This is a genomic window from Chitinophaga horti (assembly GCF_022867795.2).
Classification (GTDB): Bacteria; Bacteroidota; Bacteroidia; order Chitinophagales; family Chitinophagaceae; genus Chitinophaga; species Chitinophaga horti.
This window is the reverse complement of the sequence record NZ_CP107006.1, coordinates 4,147,861-4,172,399: the sequence shown is the minus strand read 5'-3', so window position 1 is coordinate 4,172,399 and position 24,539 is coordinate 4,147,861. Positions and strand designations below refer to the sequence as shown.

At 50.6% G+C, this 24,539-nt stretch carries 16 protein-coding genes; 10 read left to right on the top strand and 6 right to left on the bottom strand.

The window, feature by feature from the left end; translation table 11 throughout:
- The first annotated feature begins 37 nt into the window (after nucleotides 1–37).
- Nucleotides 38–1,234 carry a sensor histidine kinase gene (locus MKQ68_RS16820; RefSeq protein WP_264280128.1) on the top strand — a complete coding sequence of 399 codons (1,197 nt, stop codon included), beginning with the start codon at nucleotides 38–40 and terminating at the stop codon, nucleotides 1,232–1,234.
- Between the two features lie 4 nt (nucleotides 1,235–1,238).
- Here the strand turns inward: MKQ68_RS16820 and MKQ68_RS16815 are convergent, their stop codons facing one another.
- The 3 genes from MKQ68_RS16815 to MKQ68_RS16805 all read right to left on the bottom strand — a co-directional run bounded on the left by MKQ68_RS16815 (nucleotide 1,239) and on the right by MKQ68_RS16805 (nucleotide 9,229).
- Nucleotides 1,239–5,231 (bottom strand): DEAD/DEAH box helicase, encoded by a 3,993-nt coding sequence (locus tag MKQ68_RS16815; protein WP_264280127.1) that lies wholly within the window; start codon nucleotides 5,229–5,231, stop codon nucleotides 1,239–1,241.
- A 74-nt stretch (nucleotides 5,232–5,305) separates the two neighbouring features.
- Nucleotides 5,306–6,082 (bottom strand): response regulator transcription factor, encoded by a 777-nt coding sequence (locus MKQ68_RS16810; protein WP_264280126.1) that lies wholly within the window; start codon nucleotides 6,080–6,082, stop codon nucleotides 5,306–5,308.
- Nucleotides 6,083–6,088: 6 nt separating this feature from the next.
- Nucleotides 6,089–9,229 carry a ligand-binding sensor domain-containing protein gene (locus MKQ68_RS16805; protein ID WP_264280125.1) on the bottom strand — a complete coding sequence of 1,047 codons (3,141 nt, stop codon included), beginning with the start codon at nucleotides 9,227–9,229 and terminating at the stop codon, nucleotides 6,089–6,091.
- A gap of 158 nt (nucleotides 9,230–9,387) precedes the next feature.
- On the opposite strand from MKQ68_RS16805, the gene MKQ68_RS16800 reads away from it, so the two are divergent.
- The 7 genes from MKQ68_RS16800 (at nucleotide 9,388) to MKQ68_RS16770 (ending at nucleotide 20,631) form a co-directional block, all read left to right on the top strand.
- A complete protein-coding gene (locus MKQ68_RS16800; RefSeq protein WP_264280124.1) occupies nucleotides 9,388–12,564 on the top strand; it encodes a SusC/RagA family TonB-linked outer membrane protein in 3,177 nt (1,058 codons plus the stop codon).
- A 21-nt stretch (nucleotides 12,565–12,585) separates the two neighbouring features.
- Entirely contained in the window at nucleotides 12,586–14,493 is a 1,908-nt protein-coding gene (locus tag MKQ68_RS16795) for a RagB/SusD family nutrient uptake outer membrane protein (RefSeq protein ID WP_264280123.1), read from the top strand.
- A gap of 18 nt (nucleotides 14,494–14,511) precedes the next feature.
- Nucleotides 14,512–15,216: a DUF3823 domain-containing protein gene (locus MKQ68_RS16790; protein WP_264280122.1), complete on the top strand. Its 705-nt coding sequence runs from the start codon at nucleotides 14,512–14,514 to the stop codon at nucleotides 15,214–15,216.
- 30 nt (nucleotides 15,217–15,246) lie between these two features.
- Entirely contained in the window at nucleotides 15,247–17,682 is a 2,436-nt protein-coding gene (locus MKQ68_RS16785; RefSeq protein WP_264280121.1) for a glutaminase domain-containing protein, read from the top strand.
- A 23-nt stretch (nucleotides 17,683–17,705) separates the two neighbouring features.
- Nucleotides 17,706–18,743 carry a LacI family DNA-binding transcriptional regulator gene (locus tag MKQ68_RS16780; RefSeq protein WP_264280120.1) on the top strand — a complete coding sequence of 346 codons (1,038 nt, stop codon included), beginning with the start codon at nucleotides 17,706–17,708 and terminating at the stop codon, nucleotides 18,741–18,743.
- A gap of 138 nt (nucleotides 18,744–18,881) precedes the next feature.
- A complete protein-coding gene (locus MKQ68_RS16775) occupies nucleotides 18,882–19,664 on the top strand; it encodes an MBL fold metallo-hydrolase (protein ID WP_264280119.1) in 783 nt (260 codons plus the stop codon).
- Nucleotides 19,665–19,713: 49 nt separating this feature from the next.
- Nucleotides 19,714–20,631 carry a carbon-nitrogen hydrolase family protein gene (locus tag MKQ68_RS16770; RefSeq protein ID WP_264280118.1) on the top strand — a complete coding sequence of 306 codons (918 nt, stop codon included), beginning with the start codon at nucleotides 19,714–19,716 and terminating at the stop codon, nucleotides 20,629–20,631.
- Nucleotides 20,632–20,670: 39 nt separating this feature from the next.
- On the opposite strand, the gene MKQ68_RS16765 is transcribed toward MKQ68_RS16770, so the two are convergent.
- From MKQ68_RS16765 to MKQ68_RS16755, 3 genes are all read right to left on the bottom strand, one after another.
- On the bottom strand, nucleotides 20,671–21,003 hold the full coding sequence (locus tag MKQ68_RS16765; protein ID WP_244840754.1) for a hypothetical protein: 333 nt from the start codon (nucleotides 21,001–21,003) through the stop codon (nucleotides 20,671–20,673).
- A 240-nt stretch (nucleotides 21,004–21,243) separates the two neighbouring features.
- On the bottom strand, nucleotides 21,244–21,564 hold the full coding sequence (locus MKQ68_RS16760; RefSeq protein WP_264280117.1) for a hypothetical protein: 321 nt from the start codon (nucleotides 21,562–21,564) through the stop codon (nucleotides 21,244–21,246).
- 9 nt (nucleotides 21,565–21,573) lie between these two features.
- A complete protein-coding gene (locus MKQ68_RS16755) occupies nucleotides 21,574–21,909 on the bottom strand; it encodes a hypothetical protein (protein WP_264280116.1) in 336 nt (111 codons plus the stop codon).
- Nucleotides 21,910–22,168: 259 nt separating this feature from the next.
- Between MKQ68_RS16755 and MKQ68_RS16750 the strand changes: the two genes are divergently transcribed.
- Complete coding sequence (locus MKQ68_RS16750) at nucleotides 22,169–24,088, top strand: TonB-dependent receptor plug domain-containing protein (protein WP_264280115.1); 1,920 nt, start codon at nucleotides 22,169–22,171, stop codon at nucleotides 24,086–24,088.
- Between the two features lie 68 nt (nucleotides 24,089–24,156).
- The gene (locus MKQ68_RS16745; RefSeq protein ID WP_244840748.1) at nucleotides 24,157–24,486 is read left to right on the top strand and encodes an antibiotic biosynthesis monooxygenase family protein; all 330 of its coding nucleotides are present in this window, start codon (nucleotides 24,157–24,159) and stop codon (nucleotides 24,484–24,486) included.
- The last annotated feature ends 53 nt before the right edge of the window (nucleotides 24,487–24,539 follow it).

Below are 24,539 nucleotides of genomic sequence, written 5' to 3'. Positions count from 1 at the left end.
AAAGATCCTCGTGGTAGACGATAGACCTGACAACTTAATGTCTATCGAATCCATACTGGAAAAGGAAAATTATAATATCGTAAAAGCAAACTCCGGCCGCGCCGCGTTAAAAGTGCTTTTACAGGAGTATGATTTTTCCCTTATCCTGATGGACGTACTGATGCCGGACATGAACGGTTTCGAAACGGCTGAGCTCATTTACGAGCGGGACAAACTCAAAAACATTCCGATCATCTTTATTACCGCTCATAATGAGGATGAGGCGATCTTTAAAGGATATAAGGTAGGGGCGGTAGACTTTATCTACAAACCCATCAACCCGGAGTTATTAAGAGTGAAAGTGGGCTTGTTCGTAGAGTTGTACCGCAAAACGCAGTCGCTCGTTGAACAGGAAAAAAACCTGCTGAACATTAACGCCACCCTCCAGCGCGAAATTGAAGAGCGCGAGGCTTCCGAACGAAAAGTGCGTGAGCTGAACATGCAGTTGACGCAGAACAACGTATACCTGAAAGCGGTAAACGAAGAACTGGACCGCTTTGCATTCGTCGCCTCCCACGATTTGCAGGAGCCGCTGCGTAAGATTCGCGTTTTCAGTGACATGATCTTACAAAAGCGCGCCGACCCGGAGGAGGTTCACCGCCATATACAGAAAATAACTAACGCGGCTACACGGATGCAGCAACTGGTAAACGACCTGTTACGCTTCTCGCGCCATTCCGTACAGGGCGGCGACTTTGAGCAGGTGGACCTGAACGAGGTGGTGCGCAGTGCCATTAGTGAGCTGGATGTGCAGGTGCAGCAATGCAGTGCGGTAATTACGGTGGACAGGCTGCCTTCCCTGCAGGCCATTCCTACTTTGATGCAGCAGGTGTTTTACAACCTGATCGGGAACGCGTTAAAGTTCCGCAAGAAAGAAGTTGCGCCGAACATACACATTTATGCGGAGAAGGTAGCGGCGGAAAACGGCGGACAGCGGTATCACATCTATGTAAAGGATAACGGTATTGGTATTGATCAGCAATACCTGACGGATATATTCGTGGTGTTTAAAAGGCTACACAGCTACCACGAAATAGAAGGTTCCGGCATCGGGCTATCTATCTGTAAAAAGATCATGGAACAGCACCAGGGACAAATTTCAGCTGCCAGCGAAATTAACCAGGGTGCTACGTTCATTATCGCCATGCCCGAAATGCAGGAACAGCGGGTGCGCCTGGACCTGGCGGCGTTGTAACCGCCTAACTGGTTGAAATCAGCGCCACCAGGTCCTGCACGCTCAGGTGCACACTCTGGTCGGTCCCTTCCAATAATTGGTCGGCCAGGTCTCGCTTGTTGTGATGCAATTCAATAATTTTTTCCTCGATCGTATGTTGCGCGACCAGCCTGTAAATGGTTACTGGCCGGGTTTGTCCCATACGATGCGCACGGTCGGACGCCTGTTCTTCCACCGCCGGGTTCCACCAGGGATCGAGATGGATAACGTAATCGGCCGCTGTCAGATTTAACCCCAATCCACCTGCTTTCAAACTGATCAGGAACAGTGGCGCTTCGCCTGCCTGAAACGATTTCACAAGCTTTTCGCGCGCAGGAATAGGCGTGGAGCCATCCAGGTAAAGGAAAGGAATGCCCCAGCTATGCAGTGCTTTTGCTACCAGCGACAAGTGTTTTACAAATTGACTGAACACCAGTGCGCGGTGATTATTGGCCGTTAGTTCTTCTACGATCTCTTTCAGCGCGGCCATTTTAGACGATTCAATGTCTGTTTCGGCCTCGATGAGCTGTGGGTTACAGGCGGCCATGCGCAGCCGGGTAATCTCCTGTAAGGCTTTAATATGCTGCTGCCCGGCGCTGAGCAAGTCTCGCTCCTGCATATGTTGCAAAGCCTGGCGGCGGATAGCTTCGTAAAACGCTGCCTCCGCTACGGAAAGCGTTACGAGTTTCACGATCTCCGTTTTAGGTGGCAATTCCTCCAATACATCTGATTTTAAACGCCGCAGCATAAAAGGTGCAATGAGTTTTTTCAGGTGCTTCTTGGCCATACTTTCCGGGTTATTGGCAGATGGCGTTACGAACTGCTTACGGAAGGATGGCAGATCGCCCAGCAAGCCGGGGTTCAGGAACGTAAACAAGTTCCATATCTCGCCCAGGTGATTTTGTATAGGCGTACCCGTTAATGCCAGCCGGAAGTTGCCCGTCAGCTTCATCGCCGCCCGCGACGTGCGCGTCTGGTAGTTTTTAATGGTATGCGCCTCGTCCAGCACAATAGTGTTCCAGGTGATGTTTTCAAACGCCTCCGCTTCCGATTGTAAGATGCCGTAAGTCGTAATTACGATATCAAACGCGGCAGCCTGTTGTAATTGCTTTTCTCGGCTGCCCGGCTGCAGCTGTATTACGTTGAGTTCCGGCGCAAAACGAGCCAGTTCGTTTGCCCAGTTCGGCAGTACCGAAGCAGGGCTAATGACCAGCGCCGCACCGTCTGCCGCACGATGCAACAGTATCGAAATCGCCTGTATGGTTTTTCCTAAGCCCATATCGTCGGCCAGGCAGGCGCCGGCACCCCAGGCAGCCAGTTGGGCCATCCAGTGGAAGCCGTCTTCCTGGTAAGGTCGCAGGACCTGACGTAAGCCCGCAGGAACGGCCGGTTTCACCAATGCGGCATCCGATTTCTTCTTTTTGAATTGTTTCCACGGCGTATCCGTTCGTACGCTGCCCGCCTGCGACAGGAGTTCGTCCAGCAAATGCGCGGCGAAATAAGGTATTTTAATTTCCTGTGCTTCTGCCACCCCGATGTTCAATACTTCGTTTAACCGGGCGCGTAGGTCTGCGCTCAGAGCAAGGAAGTGACCATTATCCAGTTCAATGAACCGGCTGCTGCGTTTGGGCAGTATATCTAAAACTTGTTTCAGGTTGATAACGGTGCGTTCGTCAATCTGCAGCTCGCCCTGCATCGCGAACCAGTGGCCTTTTTCCTTGACCATCAGTCGCAGGTCGGACAATCCCGCTTTGCCGCGTAGCTGGAAGCGTGTGCCTTCCGGCCACTCCACCACGGTGATGTCAGGCAGCGATTGTATGATTTCCAGCAGTTGCAGGCAGTCGGCAGGATCTTCGAAAACGATCACATCGTCTTCCTGCACTTCCTGCACCAGGTGCTGTTGTATCTGCTGCATCAGCAATTGCATATTCGCCTTTTCCTGCTCCACGTCGCGGGAGGCCTGGCAACGTTCGCCATTCACAATGCCTATAATATTCCGCGCCCCCGTACCCGGACGGCAATACGGCGGACTGTCGCCCAGCGGCTTCACGAAGAATGAGGCCTTCAGCGCGTCGCCGACCGGTTGCAGCTGAATGCGGATGCGGCTGTCGCTGTTGAGGCGGCGGATGCTGATAGCACTTTCATCAAGGTCGGAATGGATCGTAATATGCGAGCCCATTTTTTTGATCGCTTCCAGCAATTTCTCTTTTCCTTCCGCGGGTACAGTGCCCAACTGTTTCAGTGTGTTCAGTACAAACCGCTGCTGCTGGTTCAACCGGATGATCTTCATCTTCGTTTCGGATTCCTTCAGCACAACAAAGTCGCCATTGGCTTCGGTGATGTTAGCGCTAAAGATGTACCCGCGGTTGGTGGTGGATATCGCCAGCTCTACCTCTCCCTTTTCGATTTCGGCCGGCATAGTCGGCTCGTGCATCAGGAAGAGGTATGGGTGCCCGGCAAGTTCCGTCCAGATGTTATCGTCGAAAACATATTGCTCGCCACCGTAATAATTGAAGTGTGTTTCTTTCAGAATGGTTTGTGCGATGCGCTGGTCGTGCGGCAGCATGGCAGGTACGGCGCCTTCTTTCAGCTTTTTTAGCGCTACCATGCGGCCTGCGCTCCAACCGCTTGCCTGCATCGTTTGCAGCATAGGCTGTACCTTCAGTCGGTCGAAGTCTACGAGATAAACGAGCCGGTTGGTTCCAGTCGCCTTATCCTTTTTAGCGTTCGGGCGTTCGGGAGCAAGTAGTAAGTCGAGCAGCCGTTCCCATTCGGGTATTTTCTGCATCTGTGCAAAAGCAGGCGGCTCGCTGATCCTGCTTTTCAGTACTTCATAAATATCCTGCGACCGGTCATCTTCCAGCAGGAACTGGTATTCGTAGGCAGGCAACAGGTAGCCGTTCTCGAGGGCTTTCGTTAACAGCTTTTCGGAGAGATGGGCGTGGTGTACGAGTAGTTTGCTGTTTGCATGAAATCCTCGCAGACATAACAGCGCCAGCAGCGTTGGCAGGTCTTTACCGCCGGGTAAAGCATGCGCTTCTATTAATATGCGCAGCAAATCTTCCGCACGCTCTCTTTTGCCACTGTGATAGTGGAGCAGGCAGATGGCGGGAATATTGGCCGGCGCGAGTTTTTTTTCATAAAAGGCGATCAGTTTCGCGACCAGCATATTGGTTTGTGCGAGTGGCAACAGGCTGATCGTGTAGGCGTAGTAGAAGGCCATGGCCGGCGAGGCGGGCAACATGTTCTTTTTATCCGTTTTCCTTTGCAGTTTGATGCCACGTTCGAACGCCGCGAAAGCCTGTTCGGGCTGTTTGCGGTACAGATGAGTCACGGCCATTTCAAAATCACTGCCCGTTTCGGGAAAGCGCCCCTGTAACAGTGCCGGCTCGCAGGAAGTGCCGTTGGTGTCGCGGTCGAATACCTCCAGGTCGGCCAGCGGGGCCATTTCTAACAGGTTAGTCCAGATGGCGCGGGATTGTATCCGCCGGAAACTATCTTCTGAAAATAATTGTAACAGCTGTTTGTAAGCCGGGTAGTACAGCAGGTAAGGCAGCCAGGGAAGAAAATCTTCCAGGTCCAGCTCAATTTTGCGTACCGGCAGCGACATCAGGGAAAGATCACCCAGGCAATACGCCATCAGCGTTTCCTGTAATTCGGCCAGTTTAAAGCTCGTATTATAAAAGGAAGGGCGTTTACCGCGATCGTCGTGCAGCAAACGTTGGTATTCTTCACGTTGAATGTTTTGCGGGAACAACAGGAAGGCCAGCTCGGGCACAAGGGCGAAGTTGCCTGCCGTATTAGGCGCGGCGAGCTGGGCGCGTTGTAATTGCTCGAGTATACCCGCCACTTTGGTCGGTTCCATCTTCTTAAACCGGTTCACTGCATCTGTTACCCGGTATTTCTCCAGCGGGTACAGGTACAGGCTCAGGATGTCAGTCACCAGTCGGGCATCGCCATCCAAAAGCATGTATTGCATTCGGTAAAAAGCCTCTTTACGCATAAGCCGTAAAAATAAGGATACCTATTCAATGTAAACGTTTACATGGAGGGCTAAATTTTTTTATGCTCCTGCCCTTTTAAATGAATGTACTCGGAGGGCGTCATGTTGAACTGTTTGGCGAAGTTGCGGGAGAAGTTGCTTTGTGAGCTGAAACCCAGCATGTCGGAGATTTCGTTAATGCGGTATTCGCCCTCTGCGAGCAGTTCTGCAGCCTTTTTCAGGCGGGTAATGTTGATCAGTTCAATGGGGGAGAGGTCCGACACTGCTTTGATTTTGCGGTACAGCGTTACACGGCTCATGTTCATGGCGCGGGCCAGTTTCTCTACATCCAGCTCGGCATCTTCCAGGTTACGGCAGATGGTTTCGTTGAGGCTTTCGAGGAAACGTTCATCGGCCTTAGAGTGTGCCATGCTCTTGATATGTGCAAGTGGCGACTGTGCAAAATATTCGCGCACCATATTACGGTTTGCCAGTAAACTCGCCATTTGTGCCTGCAGGTGCTCTTTGGAAAAGGGCTTTTCAATATAGGCGTCAGCACCGAGTTCCAGGCCGTGTATCTTGGCAGTGAGTGTATTCTTGGCCGTGAGTAAGATCACGGGAATGTGCGAATATTCGAAGTTGGATTTGATCAGTGTGCACAGTTCGAAGCCATCCATGTCGGGCATCATCACGTCGCTGATCACCAGTTGAACGGCCTCCGTATGCAGGATGTCCATGGCCGCCTCGCCGCTTTCCGCCGTCAGCACCGTGTACTTAGGCGCCAGCGTCCGGGAAAGAAATTCCAGGATTTCATCGTTATCATCAACAATTAATACGGTCGGCAGCATAACGTGCTATTTGTTCGCGGTTTTACCAGTTTTAGCTATCGGCTGTTTCAATTCGGCCTGCAATGGCAAATTAAGTATAAAAACGTTCATTCCATCCACCTGCGCACCCAGGTATAGTTGACCCTGGTGCAATTCGGCCAGCGACTTAGCGATTGATAGTCCAATGCCTGAGCCTGTTTGCCTGCTGGTTTCCTTCATGCGGTAAAAGGGCTCAAAAATCTTGTCTTTCATGTCGGCAGCGATCAGATGCCCGTCGTTACGGACTTCTATCGTAAAGGTAACATCTTCCGGCGATAGCGGATGTAATATTACAGTAGCGGTATGCGCAGCGTACTTCACTGCATTGCTGATCAGGTTGCTCAGTATTTTACGCATCGCCTCCTCGTCTGCCCTCGCATTGATGGCCATTGGAGGCATTACCAGTTCGTAGCGTAATTTCTTTTTGGTGGCAGGATGCATAAAGCTTTCAAACTCCTCCTCCAGCAGCCGGTCGATGCGCACTTCCGAAAACGTTAAACTAAAGCCGCGTGTTTCTGTTTGCCGGAAGTCCAGTATCTGGGTGATCAGTGCGATGAGGCGGTTCGTATTACGTTCCAGCGTTACCACGTCCGGTTTAATGTCGGGCACCTCTGCAGCCTTTTCCAGCAGGTTTTCTACCGGGCCTTTAATGAGCGTCAGCGGCGTACGTATTTCGTGCGTCACATTGGTGAAGAACTGGATCTTCGCTTCATATAATTCTTTTTCTTTCCTGACCTGCGCGCGGCGATAGAAAAACATGGTGACATAATAACAGATAGCAGCCCCTACTACAAAATAAAGCAGGTAAGCCCAGGTCGTAGCCCAGAACGGCGGCAGGATGTGGATAGTCAATGTTTTTTCTGCTTTGCCCCATTTTCCATTGGTGGAGGCTTTTAGCCTGAAGGTGTACGTGCCGGGAGACAGGTTCGTGAAATAGACTTTACGATTCGTAGGCAGGGTGGTCCACTCCCGATCGAGGCCGTCCATCATGTATTTGTAGGCGGTAATTTCCGGCGCATTAAAACTGAGGGCAGCAAAATCGATGCTGAAGCTGGAAGCGTCGTGATCGAGCGTGAGTTCGTTCGCAAACAGGATCGACTTTTTAAGTGCGCTGCTATCCTGGCTGATGGACAATTCGCGATTATTCACCTGGAAGCCGGTAATGTATACCGGGGGCTGATAGGTGTTGCTGATAAATTCCTCCGGGTTAAAGCTGATCATCCCTTTAATACTACCAAAGTACATGCGTCCGGTGCTGTCGCGGTAACCAGAGTTGTAGTTGAACTGGTCGTTGAGCAGACCGTTGGCTTTCGTATACACGGCCAGTACTTTACCTGCAGTGTCCAGCTGTACCAAACCTTTGGAGGTACTTACCCATAACTGCCCGTCGCGCGATTCTACGATCTTAAAAATGAAATTGCTGGGCAACCCATCTTTCATTTTGATGCGGGTGAATGTTTTACGCTGCGTATCCATTTTACAAAGGCCGCCACCTTCTGTAGCGAACCAGAGGTTGTGCGCGGCGTCTTCGCAAACAGCGTTGATGGTGCTGGCGGATATGCTCTGCGGGTTGTCAGGATCGTGCTCGAATTTATGGGTTTCGCCGGTGGCCGGGTTGTAGGAAAAAACGCCATCCATGTGAGTAGTGCCCCAAATAACGCCTGCATGATCTTCCACCAGGCTGCTGATGGTCGCGAAGGTAGGGGCAGTGGTAGGATCAAAACCCTTGAAGGCCGCATCGTACCGGAGTAACCCTGCGCCGGTACCCACGTAAATAGTGCCGTTGCGCGTTTTAAGCAGGGAAACGATGAAGTTGTGCTTCAGGTCCTTGGGGCCGCTGCCGATACGATAGTTCCGAATTAATTTTCCTGTTTTCCGGTGGATGATGTCGAGGCCGTGTTCGTGGGTGCCTGCCCATACTTCGTCGCCGTTTACCAATACACCATGAATATTGCTGTAGGTTATACTGTTCGGCGTTTTTAGCGGCGAAAAATTCGTTACCGCACCCGTTTTCGGGTCGAGGCGATTGAGGCCGGCATCTTCGGTGCCGATCCACAGCATGCCATCACTATCCTCCCGGATTTCGCGCACGGCGCTGCCACTGATCGCATTAGGGGAATAGTCGGGGTAGTATTTACGGAAAGGGGTGTAGGGAAATGCGTAATAATTCACGCCGCCGAAGTACGTGCCCACCCAAATGCCGCCTTCGCGATCCCGGGAAATGGTGTACACCGCATTATCTGAAATAGAATAGGGGTCGAGAAATTTTTTATGCAGGTTGATGCTTTGCCCGGTTTCGCTATCTAAAATAAACACCCCCGATTCACTGGCGACCCAAAATTCGTTGGGGCCGTTCTGCAGGATATCATGCACATATACATTCGTGAGATCGGCATTGTAAGTCAACAGGTTCTTAATTGTGAAATCGTTTGCATTAAACTGGATAACGCCCCGGCAGGAGGTGCAGGCCATTACACGATTGCCTGCTGCCATCACGCGGTGAATGTAGCAACCGCTGCCTGCCGGCAGGTCGGGGAATAAGTTATAACCGGTATAGACACCGGTGGCTGTATCCAGCTTTTGCAGAAAGCCCCTGTGCGTAGAAGCCCAGGTAGTGCCATCTTCCGTAATACAAACGGAGGTGAGAATGCGGCCCGTAGGATGTGGGAACCGTGTCACTTTGTTGCGGACAGGATTATAACGGCACACCGCGTTTTGTGCAATGAACCAGAGTTGCCCGGCGGCATCTTCGGTAATGCTCCATACTTCGCGCAGCGTGTCAGAAAAGTTGACCGGCTTTTCATTCACTGCATCAAAATAATATAAACCCTTTTGCGAACCGATCCATAATGTGCCCCGGCTGTCCTTATATAAGTTATAGATCTGGTCGAGTTGCTGCTCGTTCTTATCATCCAGCCTATACAGTTTAAAGCGGTAGCCATCAAAGCGGTTCAGTCCTTCCTTGGTGCCAAACCACATAAACCCTTGCTGGTCCTGCACGCTGCTGAAAACCGTATTGTTAGACAGGCCTGCCTCTACCTGGTAGTGACGAAAGTAATATTGCTGCGCGTTTGCGCCCGATGCCAAAAGCAACCATCCTAAAGTAAGCCGCAGCCAAAAATGAAACATTTTGAAAAGAATATGAAACGTAGTGAATGGCCCTATCGCTAAATAAGTTCTTTCTTCACAGTACGATTTAAAAGTAGTACTTGTTTACAAATTATTGCATGTAAACGTTTACACACAGTGAAAAACGCTCATTTTATTAACCACAATTAGTTCCCGTTATGAGAAAATTTACTAGGCTTCCCCGGGCCTGTAATGCTGTTTCGGCAGTGCTTATCAGGCGTCCCCTGCCTTTTTTGCTCACCCTTTTTATCTGGCTTGCCACCGTATTGCCCGCCTTTTCGCAGGAAAAGATAACGGTGCGTGGGGTAGTGCAGGACAATGAAGGCGGTATTATGCCAGGCGTTACCGTCGTGGAGAAGGGTACAAAAAATGCCACCAATACCGATGCCAACGGATCGTTTTCGCTCAATGTAGCGGGCGAAAGTGCTGTGCTGGTATTTACCTCCATCGGTTCTGCAACAAAAGAATTAATGGTAGGTACGCAACGCAGCCTGAGCGTAAGAATGGAAAGACAGAATAAAGATATCAGTGAAGTAGTGGTAGTGGGTTATGGCCAGGCCAGGAGGGTATCCATCACTGGTTCGGTTGCGTCGGTAACCTCCGATGATATCGATCGTGTGCATGGTAACTCCACGGTGAGCGCCACACTAGCCGGTAAGCTGCCGGGTGTAACTTTCCGTCAGCCTGACGGTCGCCCCGGTGCGAGCGCCAATATCCAGATCCGTAACATGGGTAACCCACTGTACGTAATCGACGGTATCCAGCAGGATGCCGGTCAGTTCAATAATATTGCTCCCAACGACATTGAGTCGATTACGGTGCTGAAAGATGCTGCCGCGGCTATTTATGGTGTGCGTGCAGCAAACGGTGTTGTGGTGGTTACGACCAAACGGGGTAAACTCAACTCCCGTAATACCATCGGTATAAATGCTTACCAGGGCTGGCAAAACTGGACCACCTTCCCCGAAGTACTCAACAGTTCTTATGACTACATGCGCCTGAAGGCTGAAGCGGAACTGAACGAAGGCGGTACATCTATCACCAAAGAAGAACTGGAGAAATACAAACAAGGAACCGAGTACGGTTATAAAAGTTTCGACTGGACAGATTTTATCATCAAAGGTAATTCGCCCCTGTCTTCTTTTAACGTGAATGCTTCCGGTGGTTCCGACAGGATCACGTATTACCTGTCTTACACTAAACTGCACCAGAACTCCGTTTTGGGCCGTGAGTACCGCTTCGACAGGAACAACGTACAGTCTAATATTACAGCGAGGATCGCTGAAGGTTTAAAGGCTTCCATGAACATCAATGGTCGTATCGAAAGCCGGCAGAACCCGGGTGTACCGCAGCCCGATGACTACTGGGTTGCCCGTTTCGCGCTGATGCGTAATACACCGATGGAGCGCCCCTATGCAAACGATGATCCACGTTACCTGAATGATATTGGTCACAACGAAACCAACTGGGCGTTCCTGAACTATAAAAACTCAGGTAAATTCCGGGAGGACTGGCGCGTGTTGCAGAATGACTTCAACCTGGAATATGAAGTGCCTTACGTGAAAGGGCTTACGTTACGCGGCGCTTATTCTTATTACCTGGCCGACCGGGTGCTGAATAACCACGAGTACACTTACGTGACCTACCGCTACGACCCTGTACAGGATACCATCACGCCATATGGCGGTAGTACTAACCCTTACAGGCAGCGCATCCAGCAAAAAGTACAAAACGTAAACATGCAGGGGCAGATCACTTATGCACGTGTTTTCGGTAAGCATAACATTAATGCCACCTTTGTTGCCGAACGTATCAGGTGGCAGCGGTTAACGAACACCCTGCATGCTGTGCCTACTACGAACTCCCTGCCGCTGATTTACTTCCCGACCATGGATGAATACAACGATAGCGATGAGCGGCAGACCAGGCTGGGTTACGCGGCACGTATCAACTACTCTTACGCTGATAAATACATGTTGGAGCTGAACGGACGTAGAGATGCTTCCTACCTGTTCCCTGAACTTGACCGCGTAGGCTACTTCCCCGGTATATCTGTCGGCTGGCGTTTGACCGAAGAGCAATTTATGAAAGACCTGCTGGGTAATTTCCCGCTTACGGAGGTAAAGTTACGCGGTTCTTACGGTGTGATGGGTGATGATGGCGATGCATTAGGCCTGCTGCCATTCAGGTACCTGGCCGGGTATGATTACAATGTGGGTATAGCCGTATTGGATGGTAACGTGGTAGTTGGGTCCCGCGACCGCGGAGAGCCGACAACGAATATCACCTGGTTGAGAAGCAAAATGTCGAACGTAGGTCTGGACTTCGGTTTCTTCAACGGAAAATTAAATGGTAGCGCCGAGTACTATTATCGTAAACGTACCGGTTTAAGGGCTGCGACCGGCAATGTACTGGTGCCAAACGAACTGGGTTATGGCTTGCCGGAAAGTAACCTCGAATCCGACGCGCAATTTGGTGCAGATTTCTCGCTGGCGCTGAACAACAATATCGGCGAACTAAAATACCAGGTGGCCGGCAACTTTGCAATATCACGTTACAAATTCCTGGAACCTTTTAACGAAACGCGCTTCAACTCCTGGGATCACTACCGTACTGCCAGAACGCAGCGCCTTACCCGCTCCAACTGGGGGCGCCACGTAGTTGGCCAGTTCCAGTCGCAGGAGCAGATCAATGAGCACCCGGTAAATATCGACGGACAGGGTAACGTAACCCTGCTGCCCGGTGACCTTATTTATGAGGATATGAATAAAGACGGTAAAATCGATGGCTACGATGAGCGTCCGATCGGTTGGGGTATTGGTGCACAGCCTAATATCAACTTCGGTTTCACCATTGGTTTGATGTATAAAGGTGCCGACTTCCGCGCGGACTTCTCTGGTGCGGCGGGCTACACCTGGTACCAGAACTGGGAAATGAAATGGCCTTTCCAGAACAATGGTAACCTCAATACTTTATTTACCGACAGGTGGCACCGCGAAGATATGTGGGACCCGAACAGCAAATGGATCCCGGGTAAATATCCTGCACTGCGCTACAATAAAGGTGGTCACTCCAACTACAATAACAGTAACGACTTCTTTGCGCACAATGCCCGTTACGTGAGAGCCAGGACCATCGAGTTAGGTTACACGATCCCACAAAACATTCTGTCACGGGTTCGCATCGAGAAATGCCGCTTTTATGTGAACGGCTACAACCTGTTCACCTTCAGCAATCTTAACCAATACCGCGTAGACCCGGAAGTGACCGAAGAAAACGGGTTGCAGTATCCGCAGAACAAAGTAGTGAACGTGGGCGTAAACCTTTCTTTTTAATCAACCCTTTGATTCCAGATTATGAAAACAAAAATCATCAGCATATTAACGATCGCCGCACTCATGGGTGCCAGCGGTTGTATCAAGGATGCGGACTTTCTCGATCAGAAGCCGCCATCCATCATTACACCGGAAGAAGCATTTAGAACATCGGCAGATGCACTGTCGGTACTTGCTAACCTGTACACCAGGCAACTGGATTTTTCACCGCTGGATGAAACGTGGGAAAACTTTGCCGGTTTTGGTGAAGCCTATCCTTCTAACAACGGTACCGACTGGATGGTGCGTGATAGTGACTGGGGATATGGTACCTGGGGCAACTGGGATTATGGTTACATCCGTGAGATGAACCTGTTCCTCGAGCGCTGCGAGGCGTCCAAAACACTGCTTGCAGGCGATAAAGCACGACTGCTGGCAGAAGGCCGTTTCCTGCGCGCTAACTTTTATTTCGAACTCACTAAACGTATGGGCGGTGTTCCATTAATCCTGGAGTCGATGCGCTACGATTTCAGCGGCGATCCTACCTATCTGCAACATCCACGTGCGAAAGAGTCTGAAATGTATGATTTCGTGATCAGTGAAATGGAAGCCATCAGGGAAGATTTGCCTGTACGTCCCGCTTCGGGCACAGCTATCGTTGGTCGCGTAACAAAGGGTGCGGCTACTGCTGTCGTGGCCAGGGCCGCGCTGTACGCAGGTTCTATCGCAAAATACGGCGTTAACACACCACAGGTATCTTTACCCGGCGGCGAAGTGGGCATCCCGGCCAACCTTGCGAACGGCTATTATACCAAAGCACTGGCCGCCGCAGAGATGATCATTAACGGAGAGGTGGGTCCTTACAGCCTGTATAAAAAGAATGCGAACCTGGCTGAAAACTTTGCAGCGCTTTTCCTGGATAAAAATAACAACCCGGAAGCCATTTGGGTAGAGGATTACAAACTCAGAAGCGGTCGCGTTCACGGGTTTACCATCGCTAACCAGCCTCGCTTTGGGTCAGAAGAAGAAGAGGGTGGCCGCATCAACCCATCTATCAACTTTGTAGAGGCTTTCGAGCGGCTGGATAATTCCTTTGCACCACTGCCGGTAAATGCAGCAGACGGTACTCCCATTTTGTACACCAATCCGCAGCAGCTTTTCGAAGGCAGAGATGCCCGTCTGCACGGTACGGTAATCACCCCCGGCAGCGCGTTTAAAGGTCGGCCGGTTGACATCTGGGCTGGTTACAGGCTCGCCGACGGTACCATCATTTCCAGCGATGCCCGCGGCGGAATCAAAGACTTACCCGGCAAACCAGGCGTACAGGTGGTAGGTCAGGATGGCCCGATCGATCGTCTCGAACACGTGGCGCAATCAGGCTTCTATATCCGTAAATATCTCGATCCGACTGCAGGCGCAGGCTCCCGTGGTACACAAAGTGAAGTGGCGTACATGCGTTACCGCTATGCAGAGGTGCTGCTGAATGCCGCCGAAGCTGCTTTTGAACTGTCTCAGCCCGATGTGGCTGCCGGCTACCTGAACCAGGTGCGCGTACGTGCCGGTCTGGTTACGCCGTTAACTGGCGGTGATGTTACGTTCGATCGTATTGTGCACGAGCGTCGCGTTGAACTGGCGTTTGAAGGCCACCTGCTGTTTGATATGAAACGCTGGAGAATTGCACACATCAAATGGGATGGTAACCCGCTTTCACAAGCCGAGCTGACTACCAACCTGGGATCGGCTACCCGCCGGAACACGCAGCCATGGGCACTGTGGCCTTACAAAATATACGAACCTGGCAGCCCGAACGACGGTAAATGGTACTTCCAGCGCAAGTTGCTGAGCAGTGTAACCGGTGCGCGCAGGTTCCGCCTGGGTAACTATTACTCCTTCATCGGCGACGATATCCGCGCCAACAACCCGAAGATTGTAAGACAACCTAACCAGTAAAAGCAAAACTTATCAGTTATGAAATTCAGATCATCCTATATACTCGTACTGGCTATCGGTACTTCCTTGTTTTCCTGTAAAAAAGATAACTACGATCCGCCCAGCTCTTCCCTGACGGGCAGGGTCGTGTACCAGGGCGAACCGATCGCCGTGCAGCATAACCAGGTTTCCTTCGAATTGTATCAATATGGATTTGGTAAGGTAGGCCCGATGGGGCACACTTTTGCGCAGGATGGCACTTATAGTACGCTGTTGTTTAACGGCGAGTACAAACTTGTAATACCCGCTGCACAAGGCCCCTGGGTGCCAAAGGCTACCTCCGGTAAACCCGACAGCATCAACATAACTGTTTCCGGAAGCCAGCAGCTGGATATCGAAGTAATGCCTTACTACATGGTGCGCACGCCGCAGTTTACGGCCGCCGCCGGTAAGGTGAACGCGACGTTCCGCCTGGAGCAGATCGTTACCGGTACTTCCGCCAAAGCCGTGGAGAACGTAGCACTGTACGTGAATAAAACGCAATTCGTAGGCGAAGGGGTCGATTATAACGATGGCATTGCCACGATCGCCGGCGGTGCTATCACCGATATGAATAACATCGCGCTGAGTGTAAACATTCCCACCTATAACGTAACGCAGAATTACGTGTACGCAAGGGTAGGAATAAAGATCGCCGGTGTGGAAGATCGCCTGTTTTCGCAGGTGGTAAAGGTGACGTACTAGGATTTTTTAAACATAGCATAGAAACGTAGAATGAAGAAAGTAGTAATGGCAGCTGTTGCGCTCATACATTGTGCCGCAGCAGCTGCACAGGAGAGAAAGGCGCCGGCTTACCCGCTTATCACGCACGATCCCTATTTCAGTATCTGGTCTAATACCGATCAGTTGAATGCATCGCCCACCAGGCATTGGACGGGCGTTACACAATCATTGGTAGGCTTCGTAAAAGTGGATGGCAGCCTGTATCGTTTCCTGGGGGAAGAAGACAAAACCTGGAACGCGATCGCTCCGACGGCTGATGATGGCAACTACACGGCGGCGTACACCGAAGCAACACCCGCAGCTGGTTGGGAAAAGCCCGGCTTTAATGATGCGCAGTGGAAGAAAGGTGGCGCGCCGTTCGGCGATAACCGCTCGGTGGCTAAAACCTACTGGAAAAGCAATGACCTGTGGCTGCGGAGAAGCTTTAATGTATCTGAACTGCCCAAAGGAAAATTGTTCCTGAAACTGAACCATGACGATAACGTGGAAGTGTATCTCAATGGTGAACAGGTGTATGCGCACAAAGGATGGAACAACAAATACCAGTATTTTCCCATTACTACTCAATTAAAGAAGGGTGCTAACGTACTGGCCGTGCATGTGGCTAACACCGCCGGCGGACAGTGGCTCGATGCGGGCATCGTGGAAGAAAAGATTGTTGCTCCGGATGGTACGATCAAACTGGCGGAACAGAAGAGCGTCGACATTAATGCCACGCAAACTATCTATGAATTTGCTGCCGGTAAAACAAACCTGCAGGTGACGTTTACCAGTCCGTTGCTGATGACCGACCTGCATTTACTTTCCCGCCCGGTGTCGTACGTGAACGTAAAAGCATACAGCAACGACGGCGAGGCGCATGACGTGCAGGTGTATTTCGGTGCGTCTTCCGATGTGGCCGTGAACACGCCTGCACAACAGGTAAAGGCCGATCTATACACTGCGAAAGGCTTGTCTATCCTCAAAGCCGGCACGGTATCCCAGGAAGTGCTGAAGAAAAAAGGTGACGATCTGCGTATTGACTGGGGGTATATGTATGTAGCAGTGCCCACGGCGACCAATATCAAACAAACGGTGGCATCTCCCGTAAACTTTGCACAGGCGTTCCAGTTGCCGGCGAAGGCTACGCAAACCGGCAGGCAGCTGATGCTCAGCACCGTAGCTTCCCTGGGAAAGGTGAGCAACGAGGCGAAAGAGCAAACGTTCCTGGTAGGCTACGATGACATTTACAGCGTACAGTACTTCGGTAAAAACCTGAAAGCCTGGTGGACGCTCGGTCAGCCAACGACGATCGAAAACGAACTGGCAGCTGCGGCGAAGGATTATCAAAGTGTTATTGCCAAATGCGAGGCGTTTAATAAACAATTACGGGAAGATGCCTTGCAGGCGGGCGGCGAGAAATACGCTAAACTCTGTGAGCTGTCTTACCGCCAGAGCATTTCTGCGCACAAACTGCTGAAAAGTCCGGAAGGTGAAACATTGTTTTTCTCCAAAGAAAACTTCAGCAATGGTTCCATTAATACGGTGGATGTAACTTATCCTTCTGCGCCGTTGTACCTCGTATACAACCCGGAGTTGCTGAAAGGAATGCTTAACGGTATCTTCTATTACAGCGAAAGCGGTAAATGGACCAAACCATTCGCTGCACATGATCTTGGCACTTATCCACTCGCCAATGGCCAGACTTATGGTGAAGATATGCCGGTGGAAGAGTGTGGCAATATGATCATCCTTACCGCCGCTATCGTAAAGGCAGAAGGTAAAGCCGATTATGCGAAGCAGCACTGGAAAACGCTTACTACCTGGGCGGAATATCTTTCCAAAGAAGGTTTAGATCCGGCGAACCAGCTGTGTACCGACGACTTTGCCGGTCACCTGGCGCGTAACGCGAATCTGTCTGTAAAAGCCATCGTGGCACTTGGCGGTTATGCGCAAATGGCGCGTCAGCTGGGCGAAACGGCTACGGCAGATAAGTATACCGCTATGACAAAAGAAATGGTTACGAAATGGATGGCGATGGCCGACGATGGTGATCACTATGCGCTCACATTCGATGGAAAAGGCACCTGGAGCCAGAAGTACAACCTCGTGTGGGATAAGGTGCTGCATATGGGCCTGTTCCCACAATCGGTGTACGAGAAGGAAATTAAGTACTACCTGACCAAACAACAACAATACGGTCTGCCGCTGGACAGCCGTAAAACGTATACCAAATCTGACTGGATTGTTTGGACCGCCGTGCTCACCGATAAAAAGAATGAATTTGATGCACTGGTGGACCCAATGTATAAGTATGCACTGGAAACGAGCAGCCGCGTGCCTTTGAGCGACTGGCACGAAACAACGAATGGTAAACAGGTCGGCTTCCAGGCGCGCAGCGTGGTGGGCGGCTATTTTATCAAAGTGTTGGAAAATAAGCTCAAGTAGCGCCTTTCATCAATTTTGCCCCGATGAGCCAAAGTATATCCAAAACGACGATAGAAGATATAGCGAGAGCGTTGAATATCACCGCGGCAACCGTTTCGCGCGCCCTGCACAATCACCCCGCCATCAAAGAGGCGACTAAAAAGATTGTACGGGAAACGGCGGAAAAACTGAATTACCGGCCCAACCGTATCGCCTCATCGCTGCGGTTGGGCAGGTCTTACATCATCGGGGTGATCATTCCCAGTGCGGAGATCAGCTTTTTTGGCTCAGTGATTCATGGGATTGAAAAGGTGGCGAACATTAATGGTTATAACGTGCTCATTTACCAGAGTAACGAGTTATATGAAAGCGAGAAGAAAGGAGTACAAACCTTTTTACAATCACAGGTGGATGGTGTACTGGCATCTATTTCCAAAGAAACCATCAACCTTGATCACTACTCGGAGTTGAAGCGACGCGGCATTCCGCTGGTATTGTTCGATCGTGCCAGCGATAGCCTGGGCGTTTCATCCGTAGTAGTCAACGACTACCGGGGCGCGTTTGATGCGACTAGACATCTTATTGAACAAGGCTGCCGCCGTATTGCCCATATCGGCGGACAGCAACATGTGAACATCTTTAATCAGCGCCTGAAAGGCTACATCGATGCGCTGAACGTACACAACATCGCGTTGGACGATGATTTGATTGTGTACGGGAAAGTGAGCATCGAATCAGGCCGCGAATGTATGAACCGCCTCCTGGCCGGTACCAACGTACCGGATGGTGTTTTCGCCGTGGAGGACTTTACTGCGCTTGGGGCCATGCAGGCCATTAAAAGCGCAGGTAAAAAAATGCCGGAGGAGATTGCCTTGATTGGCTTTGCCAACGAGGCCTTCGGCGAATACCTCACGCCCTCGCTCAGCACCGTGAATCAACAAACGGTAGTAATGGGGGAAGAGGCCGCCAAACTTTTTTTCGACATCCAGCGGAAGGGGCATAGTCCCAACGGCCAGCCACAAAAGCTGGTGCTGGAGCCCGCCCTGATTTGCCGGCAGTCGAGCAAAAGGTTTGGCCCCTAACAAGCGTTCTATTGCATAAAAAATACATTGACGGGCCTCCTATTCCTGGGAGGCTCTGTTATTTGGATAATCCCCGGCAAGCGTTGCCTCATTCACGGCAATGCTAACATGCCTCCCTCAGAAGCCTTACTTTAGGGCATGCATATCCACATCACCCATATCGATACCGCCTGCATCCTGCTGGAGATCGGCAGTTTCCGGATTTTGACTGATCCCACGCTCGATAAAAGCGGGCAGCTTTATCACCACGGCTTCGGCGCGCTGTCGCGTAAAACGGATGATCCGGCCCTGCCGGCGGGCGGACTGCCGGAGGTGGATTTGATACTGCTAAGTCATCACCAGCATAAAGATAATTTCGATACCCAGGGTAAGGCTTTCACCGGCCGCGTAGCAAACGTTATTTCCACCCGGAAGGCCAGCCGGGAGGTACCAGGTGTGATAGGGCTCAGCAACTGGGAAACCTATACGGTAAACACGCCAAAGGTGAGCAACCTGCGGATCACTGCTACACCCGCGCAGCACCGGCCCTGGTGGATACCGGAAATCATTTCCGGCCCGGTAATAGGCTTTGTGATACAGTACGATGGACAGTCCGACGGCGTTATTTATATTTCAGGCGATACGGTTTATTTCAAAGGGATAGACGAGGTAGCGAAGCGGTTTAAGGTGGATGTGGGCATTTTTCATGCGGGCAGCGTGCAGTTCAGGTACCTGTCAGGTTTGGGGAAGTATACGATGGATAGTGTTGACCTGTTGCGGGCAGTGCGCGTTATCAGGCCAAATAAAATCATTCCGGTACACCAGCGCGGCTGGACGCATTTCAAAGAATCTGAATCTCATTTAAAGCATATATTGGAAGCCGATCCGATTACCCGGGAGCGCATGATTTACCTGGAGCGGGGGCAACGAACTTTTATCTAGCCGGATTTTTTTTCGCATATTTGCGTTATTGTTGTTTAATACCCGGCATATGACACTTAAGATCGCCACGAGTCAGTTTCCTGTCAGCAGCAGCATTATCAGTAATAAAGAAAATATTATTGGGCAGATGGAGATTGCCGCCACGCACGGCTGCGACGTGATTCATTTTCCCGAAGGTAGCCTTAGTGGTTACGCCGGCATCGATTTTCCCTCTTTCGCAGGCTTCGACTGGGCTGCGCTGAAAAGCGCTACGCTGGACGTGATGGATGCGGCGAGAAGACTCGGCCTTTGGGTAGTGCTGGGTTCCAGCCATCCGCTTACCGGCGAACATAAACCGCATAACAGCCTTTATATTATCAGTCCCCAGGGCGTTATTACCGACCGTTACGACAAACTTTTCTGTGCCGGCGATGAGTCCGGCGAAACGGGCGACCTGGCACACTACAGTCCAGGTACACATTTCACTTTGTTCGAGATCAAGGGCATTTGCTGCGCGGTGCTCATCTGTCATGACTACCGTTACCCGGAATTATATCGCGAGCTCAAACAGCGCAATGCGGAAGTGATATTTCATTCTTATCATGCCGCTAATATGGACCACGATCGCCGTAAGATGATGGAAGCCGAAGTAGGTGAGGAAAACTTTAAATGGAATACGGGGCATACCTATCCCGAGATTACGATGCCCGCCACCATGGTGTCTTACGCAGCCAATAATTACCTGTGGATCAGTTGTGCCAACAGTTCTGCCAAAGAAAGCTGCTGGGCCTCTTTCATGGTACGGCCGGATGGTGTAATTACCGGCAGGCTCGAAAAGAATGTAGCCGCCTTACTCTTTTCAGAAATCGATCCCGCTAAAACTTATTACGACTCTACCAAATACTGGCGCAGCCGGTCGATTAACGGCTTTTATCACAGCGGTACACGCGTAGAAGATGCGCGGTCGCTGAACAGAACGGAATTGTAAACGGAGAAAGCATCTTTCAGTTAATCCACACTCAGTTTTCTAATACGTAATCCAGTAGTGGACTTGCATAGCGCTGTAATCCGGCAATGCAATGTCAACAATTACCAGGTAAGCGTTTCCCGAATTAAAGTAGACGCCGTTTCCACCGAATCCTCCGTCATACCAGTAGTGGGGTGTAGGTACACTACGGAAACAGGTAAGTTTGGTGATAACACCCGGTGCGCCGGTAATGGTTACATTATTGTTGGTATCGATAGTGGCACTCATGCCTTCGGGTTGCACGCCCATATGCGGCTCAATTGTAGCGGCACTCACTGCCATGCTGATGCAGCAACATAAAATCAGTAAGGGTAATAAGATCACTTTTTTCATAATCTGGATTTTAAATGATTCAGGGATGATGTTTATAGGCTTTCTCCGTTTATGTGGAGTGATGGATTAACGGGCTATTGCACGGCTCGCGGGTCACAAATACAATACAAAGATAGCGGAGGAGACGGGGGATAGTGAATACTATTTTATCTGCTGTTGGTACAAGTTCTACTGAATGTAAAAACGTTCTATTGCATAAAAAATAACGGAGAAAGAAGGTGGATTAATCCTCAGCTATAGCTAATAAGTGATGTAATACTGCGCATATGCATTATAAGGATAGCTCGACAATTGCCAGCCGATCGTTATAATATATGCGCCGTCCGAATTGAACGTATAATTGCCTGTAAACGGTCCGACGATGGAATAGAAAGTGGGCGCTGTATAGCGTGTGAAGTCTATCCGGTAAATCGAGCCGCTGCTGTTTACGGTGATGTTGTTGTACGAGTCAATGCTAACAGTCGTGCCACCCGGAGGGGTGCCGCCGTATAATGAAATGGTGGCCGCATTGGCGGTGATTACGCCTAACGTGAACATTACAAATAAGATCGCTTTTTTCATAAATGGATTTTAATAAGTGATGTAATAATGTGCTGAGAAATTGTACGGATATTCTGAATAACTCCATCCCACTGAGATCATGTACGCATTATCAGAATTAAATGTGTACTGCGTGTAACCCGGAATGGCCACGGGGTAGTACGTAGGCGCGCTGTTGCGGTAAAAATCGATCCGTTGAATGTACGCATTCCAGGGGCCGGTGATCGTTACGTTATTGTACGCATCGATCGTAACCGTGGTGTTGGGTGGCGGTGTGCCGCCGTATAAAGCGATAGAAGCTGCTTTAACGGCCATGCTGAAGCTGCAGCATAACACCAGCAAGGGCAAAAGAATTGCTTTTTTCATTTTGAGGATTTGTTTTAGATGATGGAAAGATGCATGTACTTTATGGGCTTTCTCCGGTTTTGTGGAGCGAGGATTAACGGGTTTTATAACGAATATGTAATCACAGGGGCCACGGGTCACCAATACACTTCTAAGATAAACATATTTCACATAATTCGTATGCCTGGGGCCGGTTGAGGTTATCAATTCCAATTGCGCTACATTTGCAGCCGCTTAAACCTATATTTCGTAACAATCTATTGAATTAGAAATGTTTAATATGAAAAGCAGGCTGCTCGTTGCAGCCGCACTGTCGGTGCCAGCCATGGCACTGGCCCAGGAAAACCAGAAACAGCTGGACCCTGTTACAGTAACAGCCACCATTCAACCAACCACCAGCTCCCGCACCGGCAGGAATCTCGTTATCATAAAAGGCGAAGACATCGCCAAACTGCCCGTCAACTCCATCGATGAACTGCTGCGATATGTTCCCGGGCTGGAAGTGCAGGCCCGCGGACCTATGGGCGCGCAGAGCGACATCATGGTACGGGGCGGTACTTTCCAGCAGGTGCTGGTGATTATCGACGGCATGCGTGTGAATGATCCGAACACGGGCCACTTCAACAGTTATATCCCGGTTACACCCGGCGAAATCGAACGCATCGAGGTACTAAAGGGCGCGTCTTCCGCGATCTACGGCTCTGAGGCAGTGGGCGGGGTGATCCACATCATTACCAAAGCATTTGCCGCAGGCGCAAAAGCACAGCAGTCGTACAATGCAAGTGCAACAGGCGGCGCTTACGGACTGTGGAACCTGGGCGGCAGCGCTTACTACAACACCGGTAAAACCGCCTTCACCGCCGGCGTGCTGTCTAACAATACCGATGGTCAGCAGCAACGTGGTACAAAAGGCTTCCTGCATCTCAATACGTTTTCCCTCGCGGCCAGCCACCGCCTGAACGACCGTTGGCAGCTGGCCTTACGTAGCAGTTACGATACACGCAACTTCGGTGCACAGGGCTTTTACACCACCGCGGCATCAGACACTGCACGCGAAAATGTAAACTCCTGGTGGAACCAGTTGCAGGTACGTTATGAGCATGGCAAAAATAAATTCTCCTTCCTGGCGGGATACAAATCAGTGACCGATACGTATCGCTTTAATGGTTTGGGCGCAGCTAACAGCAGTGACAGCAAACTGTTTCAGTCCCTGGCAGTGTACGAGCACGCGTTTACGGAAAAAACGGCTTTAACCGGCGGACTCCAGTTCCAGGATAAAAGCATTTCCTCCAACGACCGCGGTGATCATAACCTGCAACAGGCCGCTGCTTTCGTAGGATTGAACCAGCGCATCGGCGATCGCTTCCTGATTAATCCGGCCCTGCGCCTGGATTGGAACGAGCAAAGCGGCTACGAACTGGTGCCGCAGCTGAACGTTTCTTATCGTGCCGAATGGGTACAGCTGCGTGCAAGCGCGGGCAAAACCATTCGCGATGCGGACTTCACCGAACGGTATAACAACTATGAAAAAGCACTCGTAACGAACGGGCAGCGCGTCGGTAATCCAAACCTGGCTGCTGAACATTCCTTTAGCTACGAGGCGGGCGCCGACTTCTTCATCCACGACCGCATCCGCATTTCCAGCACGGTGTTCCGCCGCGAACAGGAGGATGTGATCGACTGGACCAATACGCCTTATGCGAACATGCCGCGTAAAGACAATCTTTCTTCCACAGCTTCTTACGCACTCGCGAAAAATATCGCAGAAGTAAATACCACCGGTTTCGAAACAGATGTACAATACATACAACCATTGGCGAATCAGCATAAAATAGTTTTGAATGCAGGTGTAGTGTGGATGGATACCCAAACACCGAATGGTACTGCTTCTTTTTACATCGCTTCAAACGCACGTCTGCTGACGAACTTCACGGTTCAATATGCTGCACCGCGCTGGAACCTCGCGATCAACGGTTTGTACAAAGAACGTAATGCACAGTCGGCCACGGCCATTAAAGCATTTGTTGATAAATCGTACTTCTTAATAAATGCTAAAGCAGAATACTACGTGGTGAAAAACCGGGTAGCTGTATTCGCACAGGCGGACAACATTTTCGATAAGTCCTACCAGGATTTGCTCGGCGCACAAATGCCAGGCTTATGGCTGATGGGCGGAGCGAAATTCACCCTGAATAAATAACCTGTAAGGCCGGCGACATCGCCGGCCTTTTTGTTCGCATGCTGCGGAATAATGGCTATCTTCCTGATATGATACTTGAAGTAGCCATCCTGCATGTGAAGCCGGGACAAACCACCGAATTTGAGGCCGCTTTCGCCGAAGCCCGCCATATCATTTCCACCATGAAAGGATTTGTTAACCTGCAACTCCAACATTGCCTGGAAAATGATCACCAGTATATTTTATTAGTGAACTGGGAAAGCCTGGAAGATCATACCATCGGCTTCCGGCAGTCGGTGGAGTACCAGCAATGGAAATCATTGTTACATCACTATTATGATCCCTTCCCGGTGGTGGAGCATTACCGGCCGGTGTTGTTCCGCAGCGAGCCGGGCGAGCCATCTACCGGCGCTTATTAAATCCGGACGCCGCCTGTACCGAAACCGGACATGGTTAGTACGCTAACCTCCTG